The sequence below is a fragment of the Streptomyces sp. NPDC046881 genome (genome assembly GCF_040645015.1).
Classification (GTDB): domain Bacteria; phylum Actinomycetota; class Actinomycetes; order Streptomycetales; family Streptomycetaceae; genus Streptomyces.
Genome location: NZ_JBEYXJ010000035.1, coordinates 1 through 18,294, shown reverse-complemented (window position 1 = coordinate 18,294; position 18,294 = coordinate 1). Strand labels below are relative to the sequence as shown.

16 protein-coding genes are annotated in these 18,294 nt (G+C 73.3%); 5 read left to right on the top strand and 11 right to left on the bottom strand.

Annotation, left to right across the window (positions count from 1 at the left end):
• Positions 1-6: 6 nt before the first annotated feature.
• Complete coding sequence (locus tag ABZ923_RS18860; protein ID WP_361472710.1) at positions 7-507, top strand: carboxymuconolactone decarboxylase family protein; 501 nt, start codon at positions 7-9, stop codon at positions 505-507.
• Positions 504-1,238: an isocitrate lyase/phosphoenolpyruvate mutase family protein gene (locus ABZ923_RS18855; protein ID WP_361472707.1), complete on the top strand. Its 735-nt coding sequence runs from the start codon at positions 504-506 to the stop codon at positions 1,236-1,238. The genes ABZ923_RS18860 and ABZ923_RS18855 overlap by 4 nt, the downstream gene beginning before the upstream one ends.
• Before the next feature lie 6 nt (positions 1,239-1,244).
• On the opposite strand, the gene ABZ923_RS18850 is transcribed toward ABZ923_RS18855, so the two are convergent.
• From ABZ923_RS18850 to ABZ923_RS18830, 5 genes are read right to left on the bottom strand one after another with little or no spacing between them, the layout of a single operon-like run.
• Entirely contained in the window at positions 1,245-2,198 is a 954-nt protein-coding gene (locus tag ABZ923_RS18850; RefSeq protein WP_361472704.1) for an ABC transporter substrate-binding protein, read from the bottom strand.
• 1 nt (position 2,199) lies between these two features.
• A complete protein-coding gene (locus ABZ923_RS18845) occupies positions 2,200-4,137 on the bottom strand; it encodes an ABC transporter permease subunit (protein ID WP_361472702.1) in 1,938 nt (645 codons plus the stop codon).
• The gene (locus tag ABZ923_RS18840) at positions 4,137-5,375 is read right to left on the bottom strand and encodes a glycine betaine/L-proline ABC transporter ATP-binding protein (protein WP_361472699.1); all 1,239 of its coding nucleotides are present in this window, start codon (positions 5,373-5,375) and stop codon (positions 4,137-4,139) included. The genes ABZ923_RS18845 and ABZ923_RS18840 overlap by 1 nt, the downstream gene beginning before the upstream one ends.
• Positions 5,372-6,904 carry a GMC oxidoreductase gene (locus ABZ923_RS18835; protein ID WP_361472696.1) on the bottom strand — a complete coding sequence of 511 codons (1,533 nt, stop codon included), beginning with the start codon at positions 6,902-6,904 and terminating at the stop codon, positions 5,372-5,374. The genes ABZ923_RS18840 and ABZ923_RS18835 overlap by 4 nt, the downstream gene beginning before the upstream one ends.
• A gap of 60 nt (positions 6,905-6,964) precedes the next feature.
• On the bottom strand, positions 6,965-8,485 hold the full coding sequence (locus ABZ923_RS18830; protein ID WP_361472693.1) for an aldehyde dehydrogenase family protein: 1,521 nt from the start codon (positions 8,483-8,485) through the stop codon (positions 6,965-6,967).
• Between the two features lie 200 nt (positions 8,486-8,685).
• Between ABZ923_RS18830 and ABZ923_RS18825 the strand changes: the two genes are divergently transcribed.
• Together ABZ923_RS18825 and ABZ923_RS18820 are read left to right on the top strand one after the other, a co-directional pair.
• A complete protein-coding gene (locus ABZ923_RS18825) occupies positions 8,686-9,450 on the top strand; it encodes a hypothetical protein (protein ID WP_361472690.1) in 765 nt (254 codons plus the stop codon).
• A 109-nt stretch (positions 9,451-9,559) separates the two neighbouring features.
• Entirely contained in the window at positions 9,560-10,381 is an 822-nt protein-coding gene (locus tag ABZ923_RS18820; RefSeq protein WP_361472688.1) for a serine hydrolase domain-containing protein, read from the top strand.
• Between the two features lie 231 nt (positions 10,382-10,612).
• Here ABZ923_RS18820 and ABZ923_RS18815 read toward each other — a convergent pair whose 3' ends face one another.
• The 6 genes from ABZ923_RS18815 to ABZ923_RS18790 all read right to left on the bottom strand — a co-directional run bounded on the left by ABZ923_RS18815 (position 10,613) and on the right by ABZ923_RS18790 (position 16,991).
• The gene (locus ABZ923_RS18815; protein ID WP_361472685.1) at positions 10,613-11,602 is read right to left on the bottom strand and encodes a malate dehydrogenase; all 990 of its coding nucleotides are present in this window, start codon (positions 11,600-11,602) and stop codon (positions 10,613-10,615) included.
• 389 nt (positions 11,603-11,991) lie between these two features.
• Positions 11,992-13,488 (bottom strand): DUF2690 domain-containing protein, encoded by a 1,497-nt coding sequence (locus ABZ923_RS18810; RefSeq protein ID WP_361472682.1) that lies wholly within the window; start codon positions 13,486-13,488, stop codon positions 11,992-11,994.
• Positions 13,489-13,589: 101 nt separating this feature from the next.
• Positions 13,590-14,255: a response regulator transcription factor gene (locus ABZ923_RS18805; protein WP_361472679.1), complete on the bottom strand. Its 666-nt coding sequence runs from the start codon at positions 14,253-14,255 to the stop codon at positions 13,590-13,592.
• Between the two features lie 33 nt (positions 14,256-14,288).
• Positions 14,289-15,458 carry a sensor histidine kinase gene (locus ABZ923_RS18800; RefSeq protein WP_361472677.1) on the bottom strand — a complete coding sequence of 390 codons (1,170 nt, stop codon included), beginning with the start codon at positions 15,456-15,458 and terminating at the stop codon, positions 14,289-14,291.
• Between the two features lie 215 nt (positions 15,459-15,673).
• Positions 15,674-16,147: a DUF3017 domain-containing protein gene (locus tag ABZ923_RS18795; RefSeq protein WP_361472674.1), complete on the bottom strand. Its 474-nt coding sequence runs from the start codon at positions 16,145-16,147 to the stop codon at positions 15,674-15,676.
• Positions 16,137-16,991 (bottom strand): bifunctional methylenetetrahydrofolate dehydrogenase/methenyltetrahydrofolate cyclohydrolase, encoded by an 855-nt coding sequence (locus ABZ923_RS18790; protein ID WP_358641990.1) that lies wholly within the window; start codon positions 16,989-16,991, stop codon positions 16,137-16,139. The genes ABZ923_RS18795 and ABZ923_RS18790 overlap by 11 nt, the downstream gene beginning before the upstream one ends.
• A gap of 236 nt (positions 16,992-17,227) precedes the next feature.
• Here ABZ923_RS18790 and ABZ923_RS18785 point away from each other — a divergent pair, with 236 nt between their 5' ends.
• Positions 17,228-17,836 carry a hypothetical protein gene (locus ABZ923_RS18785; RefSeq protein ID WP_361472671.1) on the top strand — a complete coding sequence of 203 codons (609 nt, stop codon included), beginning with the start codon at positions 17,228-17,230 and terminating at the stop codon, positions 17,834-17,836.
• Positions 17,837-18,294 lie beyond the last annotated feature (458 nt).

The following is an 18,294-nucleotide window of genomic DNA, read 5'->3' as shown; positions in this document are numbered from 1 at the left end:
GACAGCATGAGCACTGCACAGGAAACCGTCGCATACGCCACCGAAGAGGCCCCGCGTCTGGGCTGGGCCGAGCACGCACCCGACGTCTACAAGGCGATGATCCGCCTGGACAGCGTCGCCAGGCGGGGCCTGGACCCCAAGCTCTACGAGCTGGTGAAGATCCGCGCCTCGCAGCTCAACCACTGCGCGTTCTGCCTCGACATGCACACCAAGGACGCCCTCGCGGCCGGCGAGAGCGTCGAGCGGGTCGTGCAGCTGAGCGCGTGGCAGGAGTCGCGGCACTTCTACACCGAGAAGGAGCTGGCGGCGATCGAGCTGACCGAGGCGGTCACCGTGCTGACCGACAGCTTCGTGCCGGACGAGGTCTACGCCAGGGCCGCCGAGCACTTCGGGGAGGCCGAGCTGGCCCAGCTGGTCGCCGCGATCACGGTGATCAACGCCTGGAACCGGTTCGGTGTGACCTTCCGGATGACCCCGGGGCACTACCAGCCCGGGCAGCACAGGTGAGTCCGGCGCGGGACGGGGTCGAGGAGTTCCGCGCCCTGCACCGGGGGCGCGTCCCGGGGGACCCCCTGGTGCTGCCCGGGCCGTGGGACGCGGCGAGCGCGCGGGTGTTCGCGGCCGCCGGGTTCCCGGCGCTGGCCACGCCGAGCGCGGGCGTGGCCGCCGCCCTCGGCTACGAGGACGGGGCCACCCCCGCCGACGAGATGTTCGCGACGGTCGCCCGGATCACCCGGGCGGTGGACGTGCCGGTGTCGGCGGACGTCGAGGACGGGTACGGGCTCGACCCGAAGGAGCTGGTCGAGCGGCTGCTGGAGGCGGGTGCCGTCGGCTGCAACCTGGAGGACTCGACGGGGGGTGTCCTCAAGGACCCGCACGAGCACGCCGGGTTCCTCGCCGCGGTGCGGGCCGCCGCCGCGGACCGGCTGTTCGTCAACGCCCGCGTGGACGTCTTCGTGCACGGCGACGGCGACCCGGAACGGGCCATCGAGCGGGCCGCGTTGTACGTCGCGGCGGGCGCGGACTGCGTGTACCCGATCCTGGCTCCCACGGCGGTGCTGCCGCTGCTGCGGTCCGGGATCCAGGGTCCGCTGAACGCCCTGGCCCGGCTGGACGGGGACGCCCCCGGGCCCGCCGCGCTCGGCGGGCTCGGGGCCACCCGGGTCACCTTCGGGCCGGGCCTCCAGCGGCGGGCCGCGGCGGCGCTGCGGGAGATCGCCGACGGCCTGGCGGGGTGACCCGGTTCAGGACAGCCACTTCTTCCACACGGCGGGGTGGCTGTCCACCCACTTCTTCGCCGCCTCCTGCGGGTCCATCTTCCGGTCGGCGATCATCAGGGAGACCTCGTTCTGGTCCTCCGTCGTCCACCGGAACCTCTTCAGGAAGGCCGCCGCCTTGCCGCCGGTCTTCGCGAAGTCCGCGTTCAGGTACTTCTGCAGCGGGGTGTGCGGGTAGGCGCAGGCGACCTTCGCCGGCTCCGCGTCGCAGCCCTCCTTGTACGGCGGCAGCTTCACCTCCGTCATGGGCACCTTCTCGAACAGCCACTGGGGTGAGTACCAGTACGTCAGGAAGGGCTTCTTCTCCTTGGCGAACTGCTTCATCTGGGTGATCTGCGCCGCCTCGGAACCGGCGAAGACGACCTGGTAGTCCAGCTTCAGGTTCTTCACCAGCGCCTTGTCGTTGGTGACGTAGGACGGGGAGCCGTCCATCAGCTGGCCCTTGCCGCCGCTCTCCGCGGTGCGGAACAGCGAGGCGTACTTGTTCAGATTCCGCCAGTCGGTGATGTCCGGGTGCTGCTCGGCCAGGTAGGTGGGCACGAACCAGCCGATGTGCCCGGTCACCCCGAGGTCGCCGCCGGGCGCGATCGTCTTCTTGTCGGTGACGTACCGCTTCTCCTGGTCCGGGTGGCCCCAGTCCTCCAGGAGGGCGTCGACGCGGCCCTGGCTGAGCGCGTCCCACGCGGGCACCTCGTCGACCTGGACGGTGTCGACGCGGTAGCCGAGCTTGTGCTCCAGGATGTACTGGGCGACGGCCACGTTGGACTGCGCGCCCACCCAGGACTGCACGGACAGGGTCACCGACTTGGCGCCCCCGGCGTTCGCGAAGGGCGAGGCCTGCTTGGTCATGTCGGCGGCGCCGCAGCCGGTGGCCAGGGCCAGCACGGCGACGGCGGCCGGGAGGGTCGTACGAAGGCGCATGTCAGGCTCCCTTCCCCGGGCGGCGCTCCGTCGGCTGGGTCACCCGGTCGAGCATCAGGCCGAGGCAGACGATGGCGGCACCGGCGACGAGGCCGGTCGCCAGGTCGCCCTGGGCGAGGCCGAAGGCGACGTCGTAGCCGAGGGCGCCGCCGCCGACCAGGCCGCCGATGATGACCACGGCCAGTACCAGGACCACGCCCTGGTTGACGGCGAGCAGCAGCGCGCGCCGGGCCAGCGGGAGCTGCACCTGCCACAGCTGCTGGCGGCCGGTCGCGCCGAGCGAGCGCGCCGACTCCAGCGCGGCCTGGTCGACCTGGCGCAGGCCCTGCGCGGTGATCCGCACGACGGCCGGGAGGGCGTAGACGACGGCCGCGGCGACGGCGGGGGCGCGGCCGACGCCGAACAGGGCGACGACCGGGATCAGGTACACGAACTGCGGCATGGTCTGGAAGACGTCCAGGACCGGGCGCAGCGCACGCTCGACCCGGTCACTGCGGGCCGCGGCGATGCCGGTCGCGAAGCCGAGGACGAGGGTGACGGCGACCGCGGCCAGCACCTGGGAGAGGGTGTCGAGCGAGGGCTCCCACACGCCGAGCACGCCGATCGCGGCCATGGCGAGGACGGCGGTCAGCGCGGTGCGCCAGGTGCCGATCAGCCAGGCCGGCGCGGCGACGAGCAGCAGCACCGACCACCAGGGCAGCCACTGCAGGCCGTCCCGGACGGGGTCCAGGATCCAGGTGGTGAAGTGACCCGCCCAGTCCGCGGTGCCGCCGATGACGGGGACGCCGGAGTACAGGTGGGCGGTCATCCAGTCGACGGCGCGGTTGACCGGCTCGGCGATGTCCAGGGACCAGCCGGCGGGCCAGTCGAGCGCGCCGAGCAGGCGGGCGGCGAGGGCGGCGGCCACGGAGACGGCGAGGGCGTACGGCCAGCCGATGGTCCGGGTGCGCGTCGTCCCGTCCCCGGCGGCGGCGGTCACGCGGTCCAGGACCACCGCGAGCAGCACGATCGGGATGCCGGCCGCGAGGGCCGCGCCGACGTCGACCGAGGCGAGCGCCTGGTAGACGCGGTCGCCGAGGCCGCCGGCGCCGATGACGGCGGCGATCACGGCCATGGACAGCGCCATCATGATCGTCTGGTTGAGGCCGAGGAGGAGTTCCTTGCGGGCCAGCGGGATGCGCGCGGTCAGCAGCCGCTGGCGGCGGGTGGCGCCGAGCGACTCCACGGCCTCCAGGACTTCGGGGTCGGCGCCGCGCAGACCGAGCGCGGTCAGGCGGGCCATCGGCGGGGCGGCGTACACGACGGTGGCGAGGACGGCCGCGGGGACGCCGATGCCGAAGACCAGGACGACGGGGAGGAGGTAGGCGAAGGCCGGGAGCACCTGCATGGTGTCCAGGACCGGACGCAGGGCGCGGTCGAGGCGGTCGGACAGGCCGGCGCCGAGACCGAGGAGCGCGCCCACGACGACGGAGGCGAGGACCGCCACGACCATCAGCGCGAGGGTCTGCATGGTCGGGACCCACATGCCGAGCACGCCGCAGGTCAGGAACGCGGCCGCGGTGCCGGCGGCCAGGCGGACACCGCCGAGGCGCCAGGCGGTGAGCGCGCTCAGGGCCGTGACGCCGGCCCAGCCCGCGGCGAGGAGGGTCAGGTACACCCCGCGGACGGCCAGGATGACGGCGTTGCTGATGTAGCCGAAGAAGTACAGGAACAGGGGGTGGCTGTCCCGGTTGTCGATGACCCAGTCGCTGGCGGTGGCGAGGGGCTTGTCCAGGTGGATCGTCAGCTGGTGGGGCCAGCCGGCGCCGGGCCAGTGGGCGGCGGCCCAGGGGGCGAGGACCGCGGCGACGAGGGCGAGCAGCAGGAGCTTGCCCGCGGCTCGGCTTCTGAGGACGCGGGGTGTGCCGGTGCGCAGGGCCGGGATGCTGAGCGTTGCCATCAGACGGCCTCCGGGCTGGTCCGGGGGCCGGGCGGGCTCGCCTGCCCGCGCTGGGCGGCTGCCGCTTCCTCCGGGACGGGCGCCGTCGTGGCGGCACGACCGCCCGCGGCCACGGCGGCATCGGTGTCCGTCGCCACGGTGGCACCGGTGTGCGCGGCAGCCGGGGGCACGGCTGCCGTGTCCACGCCCGCCACCACGCCGAGCAGTTGCTCGTGGTCGACCACGCCCAGGCAGCGGCCCTTGTCCATCACGCGGGCCGGGGTGCCCGCGCGGGCCACCGCCTCGATGGCCTCGGCCACCGTGGCCTCGGGGCGTACCGCGGGGCCGTCGGCCGTCTCGGCGGCGGAGGCCGGGCGCATGGCCGTACCCACCGTCATCACCTGCTCGCGCGGGACGTCCCGGACGAACTCGCGGACGTAGTCGTCGGCCGGGGAGCCGACGATCTCCTCGGGGGTGCCGAGCTGGACGACGCGGCCGTCGCGCATGAGGGCGATGCGGTCGCCGAGCTTGAGGGCCTCGCTCAGGTCGTGGGTGATGAAGACCATCGTGCGGCCCTCCTCGCGGTGCAGGCGGGCCACCTCTTCCTGCATGTCGCGCCGGATGAGCGGGTCCAGCGCGCTGAACGGCTCGTCGAAGAGCAGCACCTCGGGGTCCACGGCCAGCGCGCGGGCCAGGCCGACGCGCTGGCGCTGGCCGCCGGAGAGCTGGCCGGGGCGGCGCTTCTCCATGCCCTCCAGGCCGACCTTGGCGACGAACTCGGCGGCCCGCTCGCGGCGTTCGGACCTGCCGACGCCCTGGATCTCCAGGCCGTAGGCGACGTTGTCGAGGACCGTGCGGTGCGGGAGCAGGCCGAAGTGCTGGAAGACCATCGCGGCCCGGTGCCGGCGCAGTTCGCGCAGCCGGGACCGGTCCATCGCGCGGACGTCCTCGCCGTCGATGGAGATCGTGCCCGCGGTCGGCTCGATCAGGCGGGTCAGGCAGCGGACGAGGGTGGACTTGCCGGAGCCGGACAGGCCCATGACGACGAAGACCTCGCCCTTGCGGACGTCGAACGAGACGTCCCGGACGGCGGCGGTGCAGCCGGTGCGGGAGCGCAGTTCGGCGGGGTCGAGCGCGGCCAGCCCGGGGTCGGCCGGAATCCGCTCCGGCTTGGGTCCGAAGACCTTCCACAGGCCGGACACCGAGAAGACGGGTTCGGTCGTGGTGGGGGGCTTGCGGGTGGGGACGGTGAGAGTCATCGGGGGTCACCTCCGATCAGGTCGACGGCCTTCTCCCCGACCATGAGCACCCCGATCATCGGGTTGACGGCGGTCATGGTGGGGAAGACGGACGCGTCGGCGATGCGAATGCCGTCGAGACCGCGGATCCTCAGCTCCGGGTCGACCACGGCGAGTTCGTCGTCGGCGGCGCCCATCTTGCAGGTGCCGGCCGGGTGGTAGACGGTGTGCGCGACCTTGCGGGCGTACTCGCTCAGCTCGGCGTCGCCGAGGACCTCCGGGCCGGGGCACACCTCGCGCTTGAGCCAGCCCGCCAGTGGTTCGGTCCTGGCGATCTCGCGGGCGATGCGGATGCCGTCGACCAGGGTCCGGGCGTCGTAGTCGTCCTCGTCGGTGAAGTACCGGAAGTCGAGCGCGGGCTTCACGGACGGGTCGGCGCTGGTCAGGTAGAGGCGGCCGCGGCTCCTGGGCTTGGGGATGTTCGGGGTCATGGAGACGCCGAACTCCGGTCGCTCGTAGCCCAGCCGCTCCGGGTTGTCGGTGAACGGGATCTGGTAGAAGTGGAACATCAGGTCCGGGCCCGGGCTCTCGGGGTCGCGGCGGACGAACAGGCCCGCGTCGGAGTCCATCGCGGAGTTCTCCGGGATCGGCCCGTGGGTCTCCCAGACGATGACCGACTCGGGGTGGTCGAGCAGGTTCTCGCCGACGCCCGGCAGGTCGTGCACGACGGGGATGCCGAGCGCCCGGAGGTCCTGCGCGGGGCCGATGCCCGAGTGGAGCAGCAGCCGCGGGGAGTCGACGGCGCCCGCGCACAGCACGACCTCGTTGCGGGCGCGGATCAGCAGTTCCTCGCCGTCCTTGGTGCGCACGTGCACGCCCTCGGCGCGGGTGCCGTCCAGCTCCAGCCGGTACGCCCAGGTCTCCAGCAGGATCGTCAGGTTGGGCCGCTCGTCCATCACCGGGTGCAGGTACGCCACCGAGGCCGAGGACCGCTTGTTGTTCTCGGGGTGGTAGGCGAGGTCGAAGAAACCGGCGCCTTCGGTGAAAGGCCTGCGGTTGAAGCCCTCGACCCGGGGTACCCCGAGTGCCGACCGGGCGGCGTCGACGAAGTCGCGGGCGATGGCGTTCCGGTCCTTCTCGTCGACGGAGACGATGTTGTTCTTCAGGCGGGCGAAGTAGGCCTCCATGGGGACGGCGCCCCAGCCCTTGGCGTCGGCGGCCTCCCACTCGTCCCAGTCGGAGGGCAGGGGCTTGAAGGAGATGAGGGTGTTGTGCGAGGAGCAGCCGCCGAGGACGCGGGCGCGGCTGTGCCGGATGTGGGAGTTGCCGCGGGGCTGCTCCACCGTCGGGTAGTCGTAGTCGAGTTCGCCGCCGAGCAGGCCCATCCAGCGGCGCAGGGTGAGGACGTCGTCGCGGCCGACGTCGCTCGGGCCGCCCTCGATGACGGCGACGGTGACGTCCGGGTTCTCGGTGAGGCGGGAGGCGATGACGGATCCCGCGGTGCCGCCGCCGATGACGACGTAGTCGTAGACGTGGGGGGTGTGGGACATGGGGGTGCTACTCCGGGGGTGTGCCGGGACGGTGGGGTTCGGGGTCGGCCGGCTCGGGGCTCAGCCGGCGAACCAGCGGACGGGCTTCGGGGCGAGGTTCTGGTAGACGTGCTTGGTCTCGCGGTACTCGGCGAGTCCGGCGGGGCCCAGCTCGCGGCCGGTGCCGCTCCTGCCGAAGCCGCCCCATTCCGCCTGCGGCAGGTAGGGGTGGAAGTCGTTGATCCAGACGGTGCCGTGGCGCAGCCGACCGGCGACGCGGCGGGCCTTGCCGGGGTCGCTGGTCCAGACACCGCCGGCGAGGCCGTACTCGGTGTCGTTGGCGAGGAACACCGCCTCCTCCTCGGTGCGGAAGGTCTCGACGGTGAGGACCGGGCCGAAGACCTCCTCGCGGACGACCTTCATCTCGCGGTGGCAGGCGTCGAGGACGGTCGGCTCGTAGAAGAAGCCGGCCTCGGGGCGCTGCGGCGACGGTTCGGGCCGCTTGCCGCCGCAGCGCAGTACGGCGCCCTCCGCCAGGGCGGAGGCGACGTACGCCTCGACCTTGGCGCGCTGCTGTTCGGAGACGAGCGGGCCGCACTCCACGCCGTCCTCGGTGCCGCGGCCGAGGCGGATCTTCGTGGCGCGGCGGGCGAGTTCGGCGACGAAGCGCTCGCGGACCGGCTCCTCGACGATGAGGCGGGCGCCGGCCGAGCAGACCTGGCCGCTGTGGATGAAGGCCGCGTTCAGGGCCTGGTCGACGGCGGTGTCGAAGCCCTCCTCGGTGGCGCAGGCGTCGGCGAAGACGACGTTGGGGTTCTTGCCGCCGAGTTCGAGGGCGACCTTCTTGACGGTGGGCGCGGCGGCCTGGGCGACCTTGGTGCCGCTGACCAGGCCGCCGGTGAAGGAGACCAGGTCGACGTCGGGGTGTTCGGCGAGCCGGGCGCCGACGGTGTGGCCGGGGCCGGTGACGAGGTTGGCCACGCCGGCGGGGAGACCGGCCTCGGCCAGCAGGTCGATCAGCGCGATCGTCGTCATCGGGGTGATCTCGCTGGGCTTGATCACGAAGGTGTTGCCGGCGGCGAGGGCCGGGGCGATCTTCCAGCTGGCCTGGAGGAGGGGGTAGTTCCAGGGGGTGATCAGCGCGCAGACGCCGACGGGCTCGTGCACGACCACGCTGTGGATGTCGGGCGAGCCGGCGTCGACCACCCGGCCCGGGGCCTCGGCGGCGACCAGGTCGGCGAAGTAGCGGAAGGCATCGGCCACGCAGTCGATGTCGACGCGGCCCTCCTCGACGGTCTTGCCCGCGTCCCGGCTCTCCAGCAGGCCCAGTTCCTCGCGGTCGCGCACGAGGAGATCGGCGACGCGGCGCAGCAGGGCGGCACGCTCGGCGGCCGGGGTGTGCGGCCAGGGGCCCTGGTCGAAGGCCTGCCGGGCGGCGGCGACCGCGCGCTCCGCGTCCTTCTCGTCACCCTCGGCGACCACGGCGAAGGGGCGGGCGTCCGCGGGGTCGAGGATCTCCCGGGTGGCGCCGGCGATCGCTTCCAGCCACTCGCCGCCCGCATGGATGGTTGCCCGGGCCTGTCGTTCCGTTCTGTGCGGCATGATCGGTGTCGCCTTCCGTTCCTGTTCGGTGCCCCTGCGTCACACGGGTGTCTCGCGTGGGGACCGTCGCCGCCTGCCCCGGGCCTCCGCGTTGCATGCGCAATCGGTGGCCGAAAGTGCGCCGCGTCACTGAAAATGCGGTCGAAAACGGACAAAACTACGCTGTAAAGGGGCGCTTGGGGCGATCACGGAGGTGCGCGGTGGCCGGAAGATCCCTGATCGGGGTGGGGGTGAGCGTGCTCCTCGCCGTTTCTCCCGTCCTCTCTCCGGCCCTCGTCACGGCGGCCACGGCCGACGACGGCGGTGACGGGGACGCCCGGGCGCTCGTCCGGGAGGCGCAGCGGAACGTGCTCGACGCGACCTCGCTCCGCCTGACGCTGACGGACCGGGCCGCGGCCGGCAGCGGCGGGAAACTCGCCTCGATGGACCTGACCCTGGACCGAGACGGCAACTGCGTCGGCTCCTTCCGGATGGGCCGGGGCGGCGGCGGCTTCGACATCGTCAAGCGGGGCGACGAGCTGTGGATGAAGGCCGACCGGGCCTACTGGAAGGCACAGCTGCACGACCTGGGCGACGAGGCGGCCGACCTCGTCCGGGACCGCTACGTCCACGGCACCACGCACGAGAGCCCCTTCAATGACCTCGGGCACGCCTGCGACCTGAGGGCACTCCAGAAGGAGCTCTCCCGGGACACGTCCTCCGAGGAGTCGCTGACGAAGGACGGGCGGACCAGGGTCGACGGTCTGGACGTGATCACGCTGCGGGGCACGGCGGACGGCGTTCCCACCACCCTCTACATCACCGCGGACAGTCCGCACCGGCTGGTCCGGTCCGTGCAGAAGGGCAACGGAACCGACGAGACGACGGGCGTCTCGGACTACGGCAAGCCGGTACCGTCCCGCACCCCCGCCCCGGGCGACTCGGTGGACCTCTCCGACCTGCAGCACGAGTCACAGCGCGGCTGAACCCCGGCCGGCGGCCCGCGGCCGGGGTGGCCTGAACCCGTCGGCGGGTCCGGGTCCGGGACGCAGAATCCTTGACGTCGCCCGCAGTTGACCACCGAGAGGACCCGCCGTGCGCCGTATCCCGACCTGTGTGCTGACCGACGCGGGCCCGCCGCGGGTGACCGGCGGACACGCGGTGGACCGGCACGTCCAGATCGGATCCCTCACCAAGGCGCTGACCGGCACGGTGCTCTCCCGGATGGCGGAGGCGGGCGTGCTCGGCCTCGACGACCCCGTCGAGCGGTGGCTCCCGGCGCCGCCCGGCACCGGCATCACCCTGCTCCACCTGGCCCGGCACACCTCGGGACTCCCCCGGCTGCCGCCGCGCCTCGGCCGCCGGGATCCCTACGCGCCCTTCGACCGGGCGGAGTTGCTGCGGCTGGTGCGCACCCTGGACACCGTCGCCGTACGGCCGCCGGGCGAGGAGGAGTACTCCAACCTCGGGTACGCCGTCCTCGGCGCGGCCCTGGCCGCGGCGGGCGGGGCCGCCTACGAGGAACTGCTGGACGCCTACGTGCTGCGGCCGTTGGACCTCACCGAGGTGACCGCCTGCCCGGCTCCCGGGCAGCGGCTGACCGCGCCCGGTCTGCTGCCGGGTGCGCGGCGCAGACCGTGGACGATGGACGGCGCGATCCTGCCGGCGGGCGGCCTGTGGGCGACCCCGCGCGCCGTCGCCGATCTCGTCGTACGGCTGCTGGTGGAACGGCGGTTGGGCGAGCCGGCCGTCGGCTGGCAGTCGGCCGGACCGCTGTACTGGCACAACGGCGCCACCCGGGACGCGTCCGTGTTCGCCGGGGCGATGGCGGACGGGCGCTGGGTCGTGGTCCACCGGCTGAACGGGCGGGCCGAGGACACCGACCGGGCCGGGGTCGACCTGCTCCGGGGCGCGTAGGGCCTCAAACGACGGGCCTCAAACGACGGGCCGGGAACGACGAGGTCCCCTCCCGCTGTTGCGGAGAGGGGACCTCGTGTGTGGAGCGCCGGGCAGGCCTTGCACCTGCATCTCCCCGCAGGAAGCGGGGCGTCTTTCCTTGGACCACCAACGCATCACCTGGTGCCGGTTTCCCGGCGGCCGGTGCGTGATCAACTATAGCGCACCGGCGCCGGGTGACACCACGTCGGATCAGATGAGGCCGAGACCGCGGACCGCCTCGCGCTCCTCCGACAGCTCCTTGACGGAGGCGTCGATGCGGGCGCGGGAGAACTCGTTGATGTCCAGGCCCTGGACGATCTCGTACTTGCCGTCCTTGCAGGTGACGGGGAAGGAGGAGATCAGGCCCTCCGGGACGCCGTAGGAGCCGTCCGACGGGATGCCCATGGAGGTCCAGTCGCCCTCGGCGGTGCCGTTGACCCAGGTGTGCACGTGGTCGATGGCGGCGTTCGCGGCGGAGGCGGCGGAGGACGCGCCACGGGCCTCGATGATGGCCGCACCGCGCTTGGCGACGGTCGGGATGAAGTCCTCGGCCAGCCACTTCTCGTCGTTCACGACCTCGGCGGCGTTCTTGCCGGCGACGGTCGCGTGGAAGATGTCCGGGTACTGGGTGGCGGAGTGGTTGCCCCAGATCGTCAGGCGCTTGATGTCGGCGACCGTGGAGCCCGTCTTCTTCGCGAGCTGGGTCAGCGCGCGGTTGTGGTCCAGGCGGGTCATCGCGGTGAAGCGCTCGGCCGGGACGTCCGGCGCGGCGGCCTGCGCGATGAGCGCGTTGGTGTTGGCCGGGTTGCCGACGACGAGGACCTTGATGTCGTCCGCGGCGTGGTCGTTGATGGCCTTGCCCTGCGGCTTGAAGATGCCGCCGTTGGCCTCCAGCAGGTCACCGCGCTCCATGCCCTTGGTGCGCGGGCGGGCGCCGACGAGCAGGGCTACGTTGGCGCCGTCGAAGGCGACGTTCGGGTCGTCGGTGATCTCGATGCCCTGGAGCAGCGGGAAGGCGCAGTCGTCCAGCTCCATGGCCGTGCCCTCGGCGGCCTTCAGGGCCGGGGTGATCTCCAGGAGGCGCAGCTTGACCGGCACGTCCGCGCCGAGCAGCTGGCCGGAGGCGATGCGGAAGAGCAGGGCGTAACCGATCTGGCCGGCCGCGCCGGTGACGGTGACGTTCACGGGAGTGCGGGTCATGGCGTTCTCCGTATGACAGCTGGCGGTGGGGCGTCCCTGCCCCGGGCGGATGATCGATCTCTTGGCGTCAAGAGAGATCCAGCGGTCAGGCTATCGCGCATCCGGCAGGTGAGACGTCCGGGGCCGTGTGGCTCACCCCACAAGGGGATGAGCAGGGACGTATCGCCGTGCCGGCCGCGTCGTGGACGGGTACGAAGCGGCGGCCGCCCGTCCGGGAGAGGGGGGACGGAGACGGCCGCCGAGGGGGGATACCGGGGTGCCGGACTCCCGTGGGGTACGGATCGCGTGCCCACAATGCGGCCCGTCATGCCGCCCCGCAGGAATTTCCTCCTCCTGCTTTCTCCGTCCACCCGCCCGAGGCCGGGCGGCCCGTCATTCCGTGCGGCCCGTCATTCCGTGCAGCCCGTCTGTCCCGTGGCGAGCGTGGCACAGGCCCTGGCCTGCGCCGGGTTCCGTACGGCGATCATCGGGGTGTATCCGATGGTGTCCCCGGCGGCCGTGATGTCGCCCGTCTGGCGGGCCTTGCCCACGGACACCCGCACGGTGTCCCCCGGTGCGCCGCCGGTGATCCGGCCCCAGGCCGTGCCGCACGCCTTGCTGTAGCGGACCTCCAGGGTGGTCGTCCCCACGGCGGCGGTCTTGGCGGTCGTCACCAGCTCGCCACTGCACCCCATGGCCTCCGCGTCCTTGCCGGTGCAGGCGGCTCCGGCGCACTTCACACCGGGGGGCGGGCTCGGCCGGGCCGACGCCGACGGGGAGGGCGACCTGCCGCCCTCGCTCTTGCGCCCGGCACCGTCCCCGTGGGTGACGTAGAGGATCCCGGCGATGAGCGCGCCCACGCCGACCAGCCCCGCGAAGAACATCGCGACCTGCTGGCGCCGCGCGGACCGGCGTGCGGCGGCGGACGCGGCAGGTGCCTCCCCGGGGCCGGTGGCGCCGGGGGCGGGCGGGCCGGGGGCCGGGGTGGCGGGGCCGGGGGTCCGGACGGTGCCGGCGGGGGTCCTGGCGTCGGCGCAGACGGGCTCGGCCGGGCCGGTGGGCGGCCGCATCCCGGGGCGGGCGGTCGCCTTCGACGGGCCCCGGTAACCGGCCAGCCCCCAGGAGTTCTTGGGGGGCTGGCCGGCGCCGTCGGAGTCGGTACGGGAGCCGATGCCCGCGCCGGACGCCGTGGCCGAGCGCCCGGCAACCCATCCGGGCGGCACGCTGTCCTGGATGCCGGCGTCCGAATCCGCCGGCTGGGCGGGGACCGCCGGCGGGGCGCCGGCGGCACCTCCGCCGCCACCCTTGGCCAACGTGAGGGACGTACCACCGGCCGCACCACCCGCCGGACCCGCAGCCGCACCACCGGTCGCGCCCGCGGAAGCACCACCGACCGCACGTCCAGCCGCCCCCGCCTGCGCACCACCCAGTGGGCCACCGGCCGCACGTCCAGCCGCCTTCGCGGACGCACCACCCACCCGTTCCGCAGCCGCGCCGCCGGCCGGCGACTCCTGCGGCCCGCCGGCCGAACCCGCGGCCGCACTCCCGGCGGGCTCCGGTGTCGTCACCAGGTCGCCCAGTGCCGCGCGGGCCTCCGTGATGCGGGCCGCGGTCAGCGTGCGGTCGTGGCGCAGCTCCGCTCGCGTCCAGGTGCGTTCGGCCACTTCCCACAGGGTGGTCAGGTGGCCGGGGTCGGTGCCGGTGGCCTCGGCGAGGGCGATGACCGCGCCCTTGGGCGCGAGGAGCCGGCCGCCCAGATACCGTTCCCAGGACGTCTTGCCGTAGCCCGTACGGTCGGCCAGTGCCGCGATGCTCAGGCCGCTGTCGTCCACCAACCGCCGCAACCGGCCGGTGAATTCCTTGATCTGCGGTTCCAGATCCTCCGGCAGGGCATTCCAGCGAGGCATCGCCTACCCCCTCTTCCGCTCTTCCCCCGTGTTCCTTGCCGCGCGTTCCGCGCAGACCAAGGATCCCAGTTCCGGAAGGGGCGACGCACAGGAGTGGGTGGTCAGCCGCCCGGGGTCACCAGTCCCGTCTCGTACGCCAGCACCACCGCCTGCGCCCGGCTGCCCAGATCGAGCTTGGTCATGGTGCGGTTGAGGTGGGTCTTGACGGTGGCCTCGCTGATGTAGAGGCGGTCGGCGATCTCCAGGTTGGACAGGCCGCGGGCGGTGAGCTTGAGGACCTCCACCTCACGGGAGGTGAGCACGCCGAGGTCGGGCGGCGGCGCGGTGTCGGCGGGCTCCTGCTGCCGGGCGAAGGCCTCCACCAGGCGCCGGGTGACACTGGGCGCGAACAGCGCGTCGCCGCCGTCGACCGCGGTGACCGCCGCGAGCAGCCGCTCGGGCCCGGAGTCCTTCAGCAGGAACCCGGAGGCGCCGGCGCGCAGCGCCCCGTACACGTACTCGTCCAGGTCGAAGGTGGTCAGCACCAGGACGCGGGGCGGACGGTCGGCGGCCTGGGCGAGGATCCGCTCGGTGGCCTCGACGCCGTTGACGCCGGGCATGCGGATGTCCATGAGGATGACGTCGGGGCGGGTCTCGGCGGCGAGCCGTACGGCCTCCTCGCCGTCCCCCGCCTCGCCCACCACCTCGAAGCCGGGCGCGGCGTCCAGCAGGCCGACGAGTCCGGCGCGGATGAGGAACTGGTCGTCCACGACGAGCACTCTGGTCATCCCGTACGGTCGTCCCCCCGACGTGCGCCTGCCTTACCGCTCCGCCTCCGGCGTACCCCCGCGGCCGCGCTCGGCGGCCGACGTCGGCAGGGTCAGCCGGACCTCGTAGCCGCCCTCGGAGCGGGGGCCGACTGTGATCGTCCCCCCGTAGAGCTTGGCCCGCTCCCGCATGCCAATCAAGCCGTGGCCACTGCCCACCGGCACTCTGGCCGGATCCGCCCCCTCGCCGTCGTCGGTGACACGGACGGTCAGGTCGTGGGGTCCGTACCGGAGTTCCACGCGCGCGCGTGCGGGCCCGGCGTGCTTGAGGGCGTTGGTGAGGGCCTCCTGGACGACGCGGTAGGCGCACAGTTCGACGCCGGGCGGCAGCGGGCGGGCGGTGCCCTCGACGGCGAGGTCCACGGGCAGGCCGCCGGCCCGCACCCGGTCCACGAGTTCGCCGAGCCGGGCCAGGGTGGGCATGGGGGCCCGCTCGGGCGCCTCGGGGTCCTCCTCGCGCAGCACCTGGAGCATGCGCCGCAGCTCCTCCAGGGCCTCGCCGCTGGTGTCCGCTATGGTGCCGAGCGCGCCGCGCGCCTTGCCGGGGTCGGAGTCGAAGACGAACCGGGCGAGTCCGGCCTGCACCGAGATGACCGACATGTGGTGGGCGACGACGTCGTGCAGCTCCCGGGCGATCCGGCCGCGTTCCTCGGCGACCGCGCGCCGGGCCCGCTCGGCCTGTTCGGCCCGCAGCCGCCGGGTGAGTTCGACGGTACGGCGGGCCAGGTGCCCGAACCAGACGAGCACCGAGCAGTAGAGCAGGGCCTGGCCGAGCACGGACGCCATGGACGGGCTGTGGCTGACAACCCCGGCGTACACCCAGACCGCGGTCATGCAGCACGCGCAGGCCAGGGCGGTGCGCACCGGGCGGACGGAGGCCACGGTGTACAGGGCGAGCATGGCGCCGAAGGTGCACACCACCGGCCAGTAGCCGAGGCTGACGAAGCCGATCGCGGCGGCCTCGACGACGGCGAAGACGGCGAGGGGGTGCCGGCTGCGCAGGGCGACCGGGAGATGGGCGAGGGCGACGAGCACGTAGGCGCGGGCGTCGAGTTCCGGCCATCCCTGCGACCGGGACTCCTGCCCGAGCAGGACGGCCACCACGGCCATGGCCACCGCGATCAGCGTGTCCACGACCAGCGGGCGGGGGCTCCTCAGTCGCATCGCCGCAGGGTAACGCGCACGGGCGCACGCCGGAGTCAACCGGGCGCGGTACCGCGGAAGTTGCAGCGCCCGGCCGGCTGCACCGGGATGCGGTACGGCGGTTCAACCCGCGGGCGGAGGCGGTGCGCGGCGCAGGCCCGTAGCGTCGGGGAGGGGGAGACGACGGTGGCCCGCGTCCCCGGGGGAGGCGCGGGCCACCGGCCGTACGCGGGCCGCTACTTGGTGACCGTGAAGTGCAGGATGTCCTTCAGGAACGGCATCTTCAGCAGCGGGTCGGGCTGGATCATCAGCGCCAGCAGGGAGATGACCAGGCCCAGCACGCCGTAGGTGACGATGTCGGTGAAGCGGGAGCGGACGGCGAGCATGCCGACGCTCGGCAGGGCCCAGCGCAGGACCGCGCCGGCCAGCAGGGCGGCGCCGATCAGCAGGGTGCCGGCGCGGAGCATGTCGAGCGCCGTCAGCAGCAGGCCGAGGGCGACCGCCGACAGCACCACGAGCATCGGCCACTGACGGGCGGGCGCCGGGGCGTCGCCGGCCGCGGCCCGGCCGCCGCCCTCGGGGCGTGCGGTGTCCTTGGTGAACAGCGGGAAGCGGCGGGTGACGCGGCGCGGGCGCCCCTCGGCGTCAGGGGCGCTGATAGCGTCGCGCACGGTGGGTTCCGCGGACCCGCGGGCGTCCTCAGCCGGCACTGCGCTCCGCCGCCTCGACCACGTTGACCAGCAGCTGCGCCCGGGTCATCGGGCCGACGCCGCCCGGGTTCGGGGAGATCCAGCCGGCCACCTCGGTCACGTCCGGGTGGACGTCGCCGACGATCTTGCCCTCGGCGTTGCGGGAGACACCGACGTCCAGGACGGCCGCGCCCGGCTTGACGTCCTCGGCGCGGATCAGGTGCGGGAAGCCGGCCGCGGCGATGATGATGTCGGCCCGCTTCAGGTGGGCGGAGAGGTCACGGGTGCCGGTGTGGCACTGGGTGACGGTGGCGTTCTCGCTGCGCCGGGTGAGCAGCAGCGGCATCGGGCGGCCGATGGTGACACCGCGGCCGACGACCACGACCTCGGCACCCTTGATCTCCACGCCGTGGGCCCGCAGCAGGCTGATGATGCCGTTGGGGGTGCAGGGCAGCGGGGCCGGCTCGTTCAGCACCAGGCGGCCCAGGTTCATCGGGTGCAGGCCGTCGGCGTCCTTGGCCGGGTCCATGAGTTCCAGGATGCGGTTCTCGTCGATGCCCTTGGGCAGCGGCAGCTGGACGATGTAGCCGGTGCAGGCGGGGTCCTCGTTCAGCTCGCGGACGACCGCCTCGATCTCCTCCTGGGTGGCCGTGGCCGGCAGCTCGCGCTGGATGGAGGCGATGCCCACCTGGGCGCAGTCGCGGTGCTTGCCGGCGACGTACTTCTGGCTGCCGGGGTCGTCCCCGACCAGGATCGTGCCGAGGCCGGGCGTGACGCCCCGCTCCCTCAGCGCCGCCACGCGGGCGGTCAGATCGGACTTGATCGCTGCTGCGGTGGCCTTGCCATCGAGAATCTGGGCGGTCATGGTCCCATCCTCGCGGATGACCCGGTCCCGGTTCCAATCCGGGTGTCACAGCATGATCAGTGATGTTGCACTTGCACAACACCTGACGTATCCGGCTGGACAAGTAAGAGCCCGTTAAAGAACGATGAGCACACAGTGCCGCGGGCAGTGCCGGGGGGACGGACCGCATCTGTAGAACTCTCCTCCGAACCGTGCCGCGCGTCGTCCCCGCACTTGAGCAACGGAGGAAGACCGCCATGAGCTTTGGCGACCCCCAGAACCCCTACGGACCCCCGCAGGGCCAGCAGCCCGGTTACCCGCCCCAGCCGCCGCAGGGCCAGCCCGGCTACGGCTACCCGGCCGCCCCGCCGCAGGGCCAGCCCGGTTACGGCTACCCGGCCGCCCCGCCGCTGGGGCAGCCCGGCTACGGCGTCCCGATGGAGATGCCCGGCCTGATGAAGACCGCGCGGGTACTGCTGTTCGTCCTGGCCGGCTTCCAGATCCTGTTCGGTCTGATCGCCGGCGTGGCCGTGGGTGCCGTCCAGGACGTGTCCAACGGCGTCGGCACCGGTGACGACACCGACGGCCTGGCCGGTCTCGGATTCCTCCTCGCGGGGCTGCTGGTGGCGCTGGGCGCGCTGTCGATCTTCCTGGGCGTGAAGTTCAAGAACGGCGGCAGCGGCATCCGCATCACCACGATCGTCTACGCCGGCCTGATGATCCTCGGTGGCATCACCAACATCGCGAGCGGCCAGAACGGTTCCGCCACCTTCGGCGGGCTGATCTCGCTCGCCATGGCCGGCATCATCCTCGCGTCGATGGTCACCAGCTCGGCCTCGGCCTGGTTCAACCGTCCGCGGTACTGAGCCGCCCGGCGCCTGAACACCCAGGGCCGCGTCCCGTCCGTCCGGACGGGGTGCGGCCCGGTGTGTTTTCCGGGCCGGACGGCCGCCCCTGGGCGTTCTTCGGGCCGGACGGCCGCCCGCACCGTGCCGACAGGGCCTGCGCGATGCCCGTACGGGAACGGTCGCCGCGAGACGGCCCGGGGGTCGGGGCGGTGCCGACCACGGCCACCCGCTCGACGGCGTCGGGGAACCGGGCACCGTGACACGGCCCTTGAGCGGACAGCCGCCCTCCCGCCCGCCGCCGACGGGCAGTTCACGGGCGTAGGGCCGTGGACCCTCCGAACAGCCGCACAAAGGCGTGGTCCCGCCCGGCGGTCGGCGGGCGGGTCCACCCCCCGGGCGCCCGGGGCGCGCGGCGGGAACCGGGGTGGAAGTGGGGCGGGGCCGGGTAGTTCCTGGGGCCCGCGGGCGTGGGGCGG

Bases quoted from the DNA above. Each gene is read 5' to 3' on its own strand.
- ABZ923_RS18790 (WP_358641990.1), bottom strand. From the start codon at position 16,991: ATGACCGCCCAGATTCTCGATGGCAAGGCCACCGCAGCAGCGATCAAG.
- ABZ923_RS18850 (WP_361472704.1), bottom strand. From the start codon at position 2,198: ATGCGCCTTCGTACGACCCTCCCGGCCGCCGTCGCCGTGCTGGCCCTG.
- ABZ923_RS18830 (WP_361472693.1), bottom strand. From the start codon at position 8,485: ATGCCGCACAGAACGGAACGACAGGCCCGGGCAACCATCCATGCGGGC.
- ABZ923_RS18835 (WP_361472696.1), bottom strand. From the start codon at position 6,904: ATGTCCCACACCCCCCACGTCTACGACTACGTCGTCATCGGCGGCGGC.
- ABZ923_RS18845 (WP_361472702.1), bottom strand. From the start codon at position 4,137: ATGGCAACGCTCAGCATCCCGGCCCTGCGCACCGGCACACCCCGCGTC.
- ABZ923_RS18805 (WP_361472679.1), bottom strand. From the start codon at position 14,255: ATGACCAGAGTGCTCGTCGTGGACGACCAGTTCCTCATCCGCGCCGGA.
- ABZ923_RS18800 (WP_361472677.1), bottom strand. From the start codon at position 15,458: ATGCGACTGAGGAGCCCCCGCCCGCTGGTCGTGGACACGCTGATCGCG.
- ABZ923_RS18840 (WP_361472699.1), bottom strand. From the start codon at position 5,375: ATGACTCTCACCGTCCCCACCCGCAAGCCCCCCACCACGACCGAACCC.
- ABZ923_RS18815 (WP_361472685.1), bottom strand. From the start codon at position 11,602: ATGACCCGCACTCCCGTGAACGTCACCGTCACCGGCGCGGCCGGCCAG.
- ABZ923_RS18785 (WP_361472671.1), top strand. From the start codon at position 17,228: ATGAGCTTTGGCGACCCCCAGAACCCCTACGGACCCCCGCAGGGCCAG.
- ABZ923_RS18810 (WP_361472682.1), bottom strand. From the start codon at position 13,488: ATGCCTCGCTGGAATGCCCTGCCGGAGGATCTGGAACCGCAGATCAAG.
- ABZ923_RS18860 (WP_361472710.1), top strand. From the start codon at position 7: ATGAGCACTGCACAGGAAACCGTCGCATACGCCACCGAAGAGGCCCCG.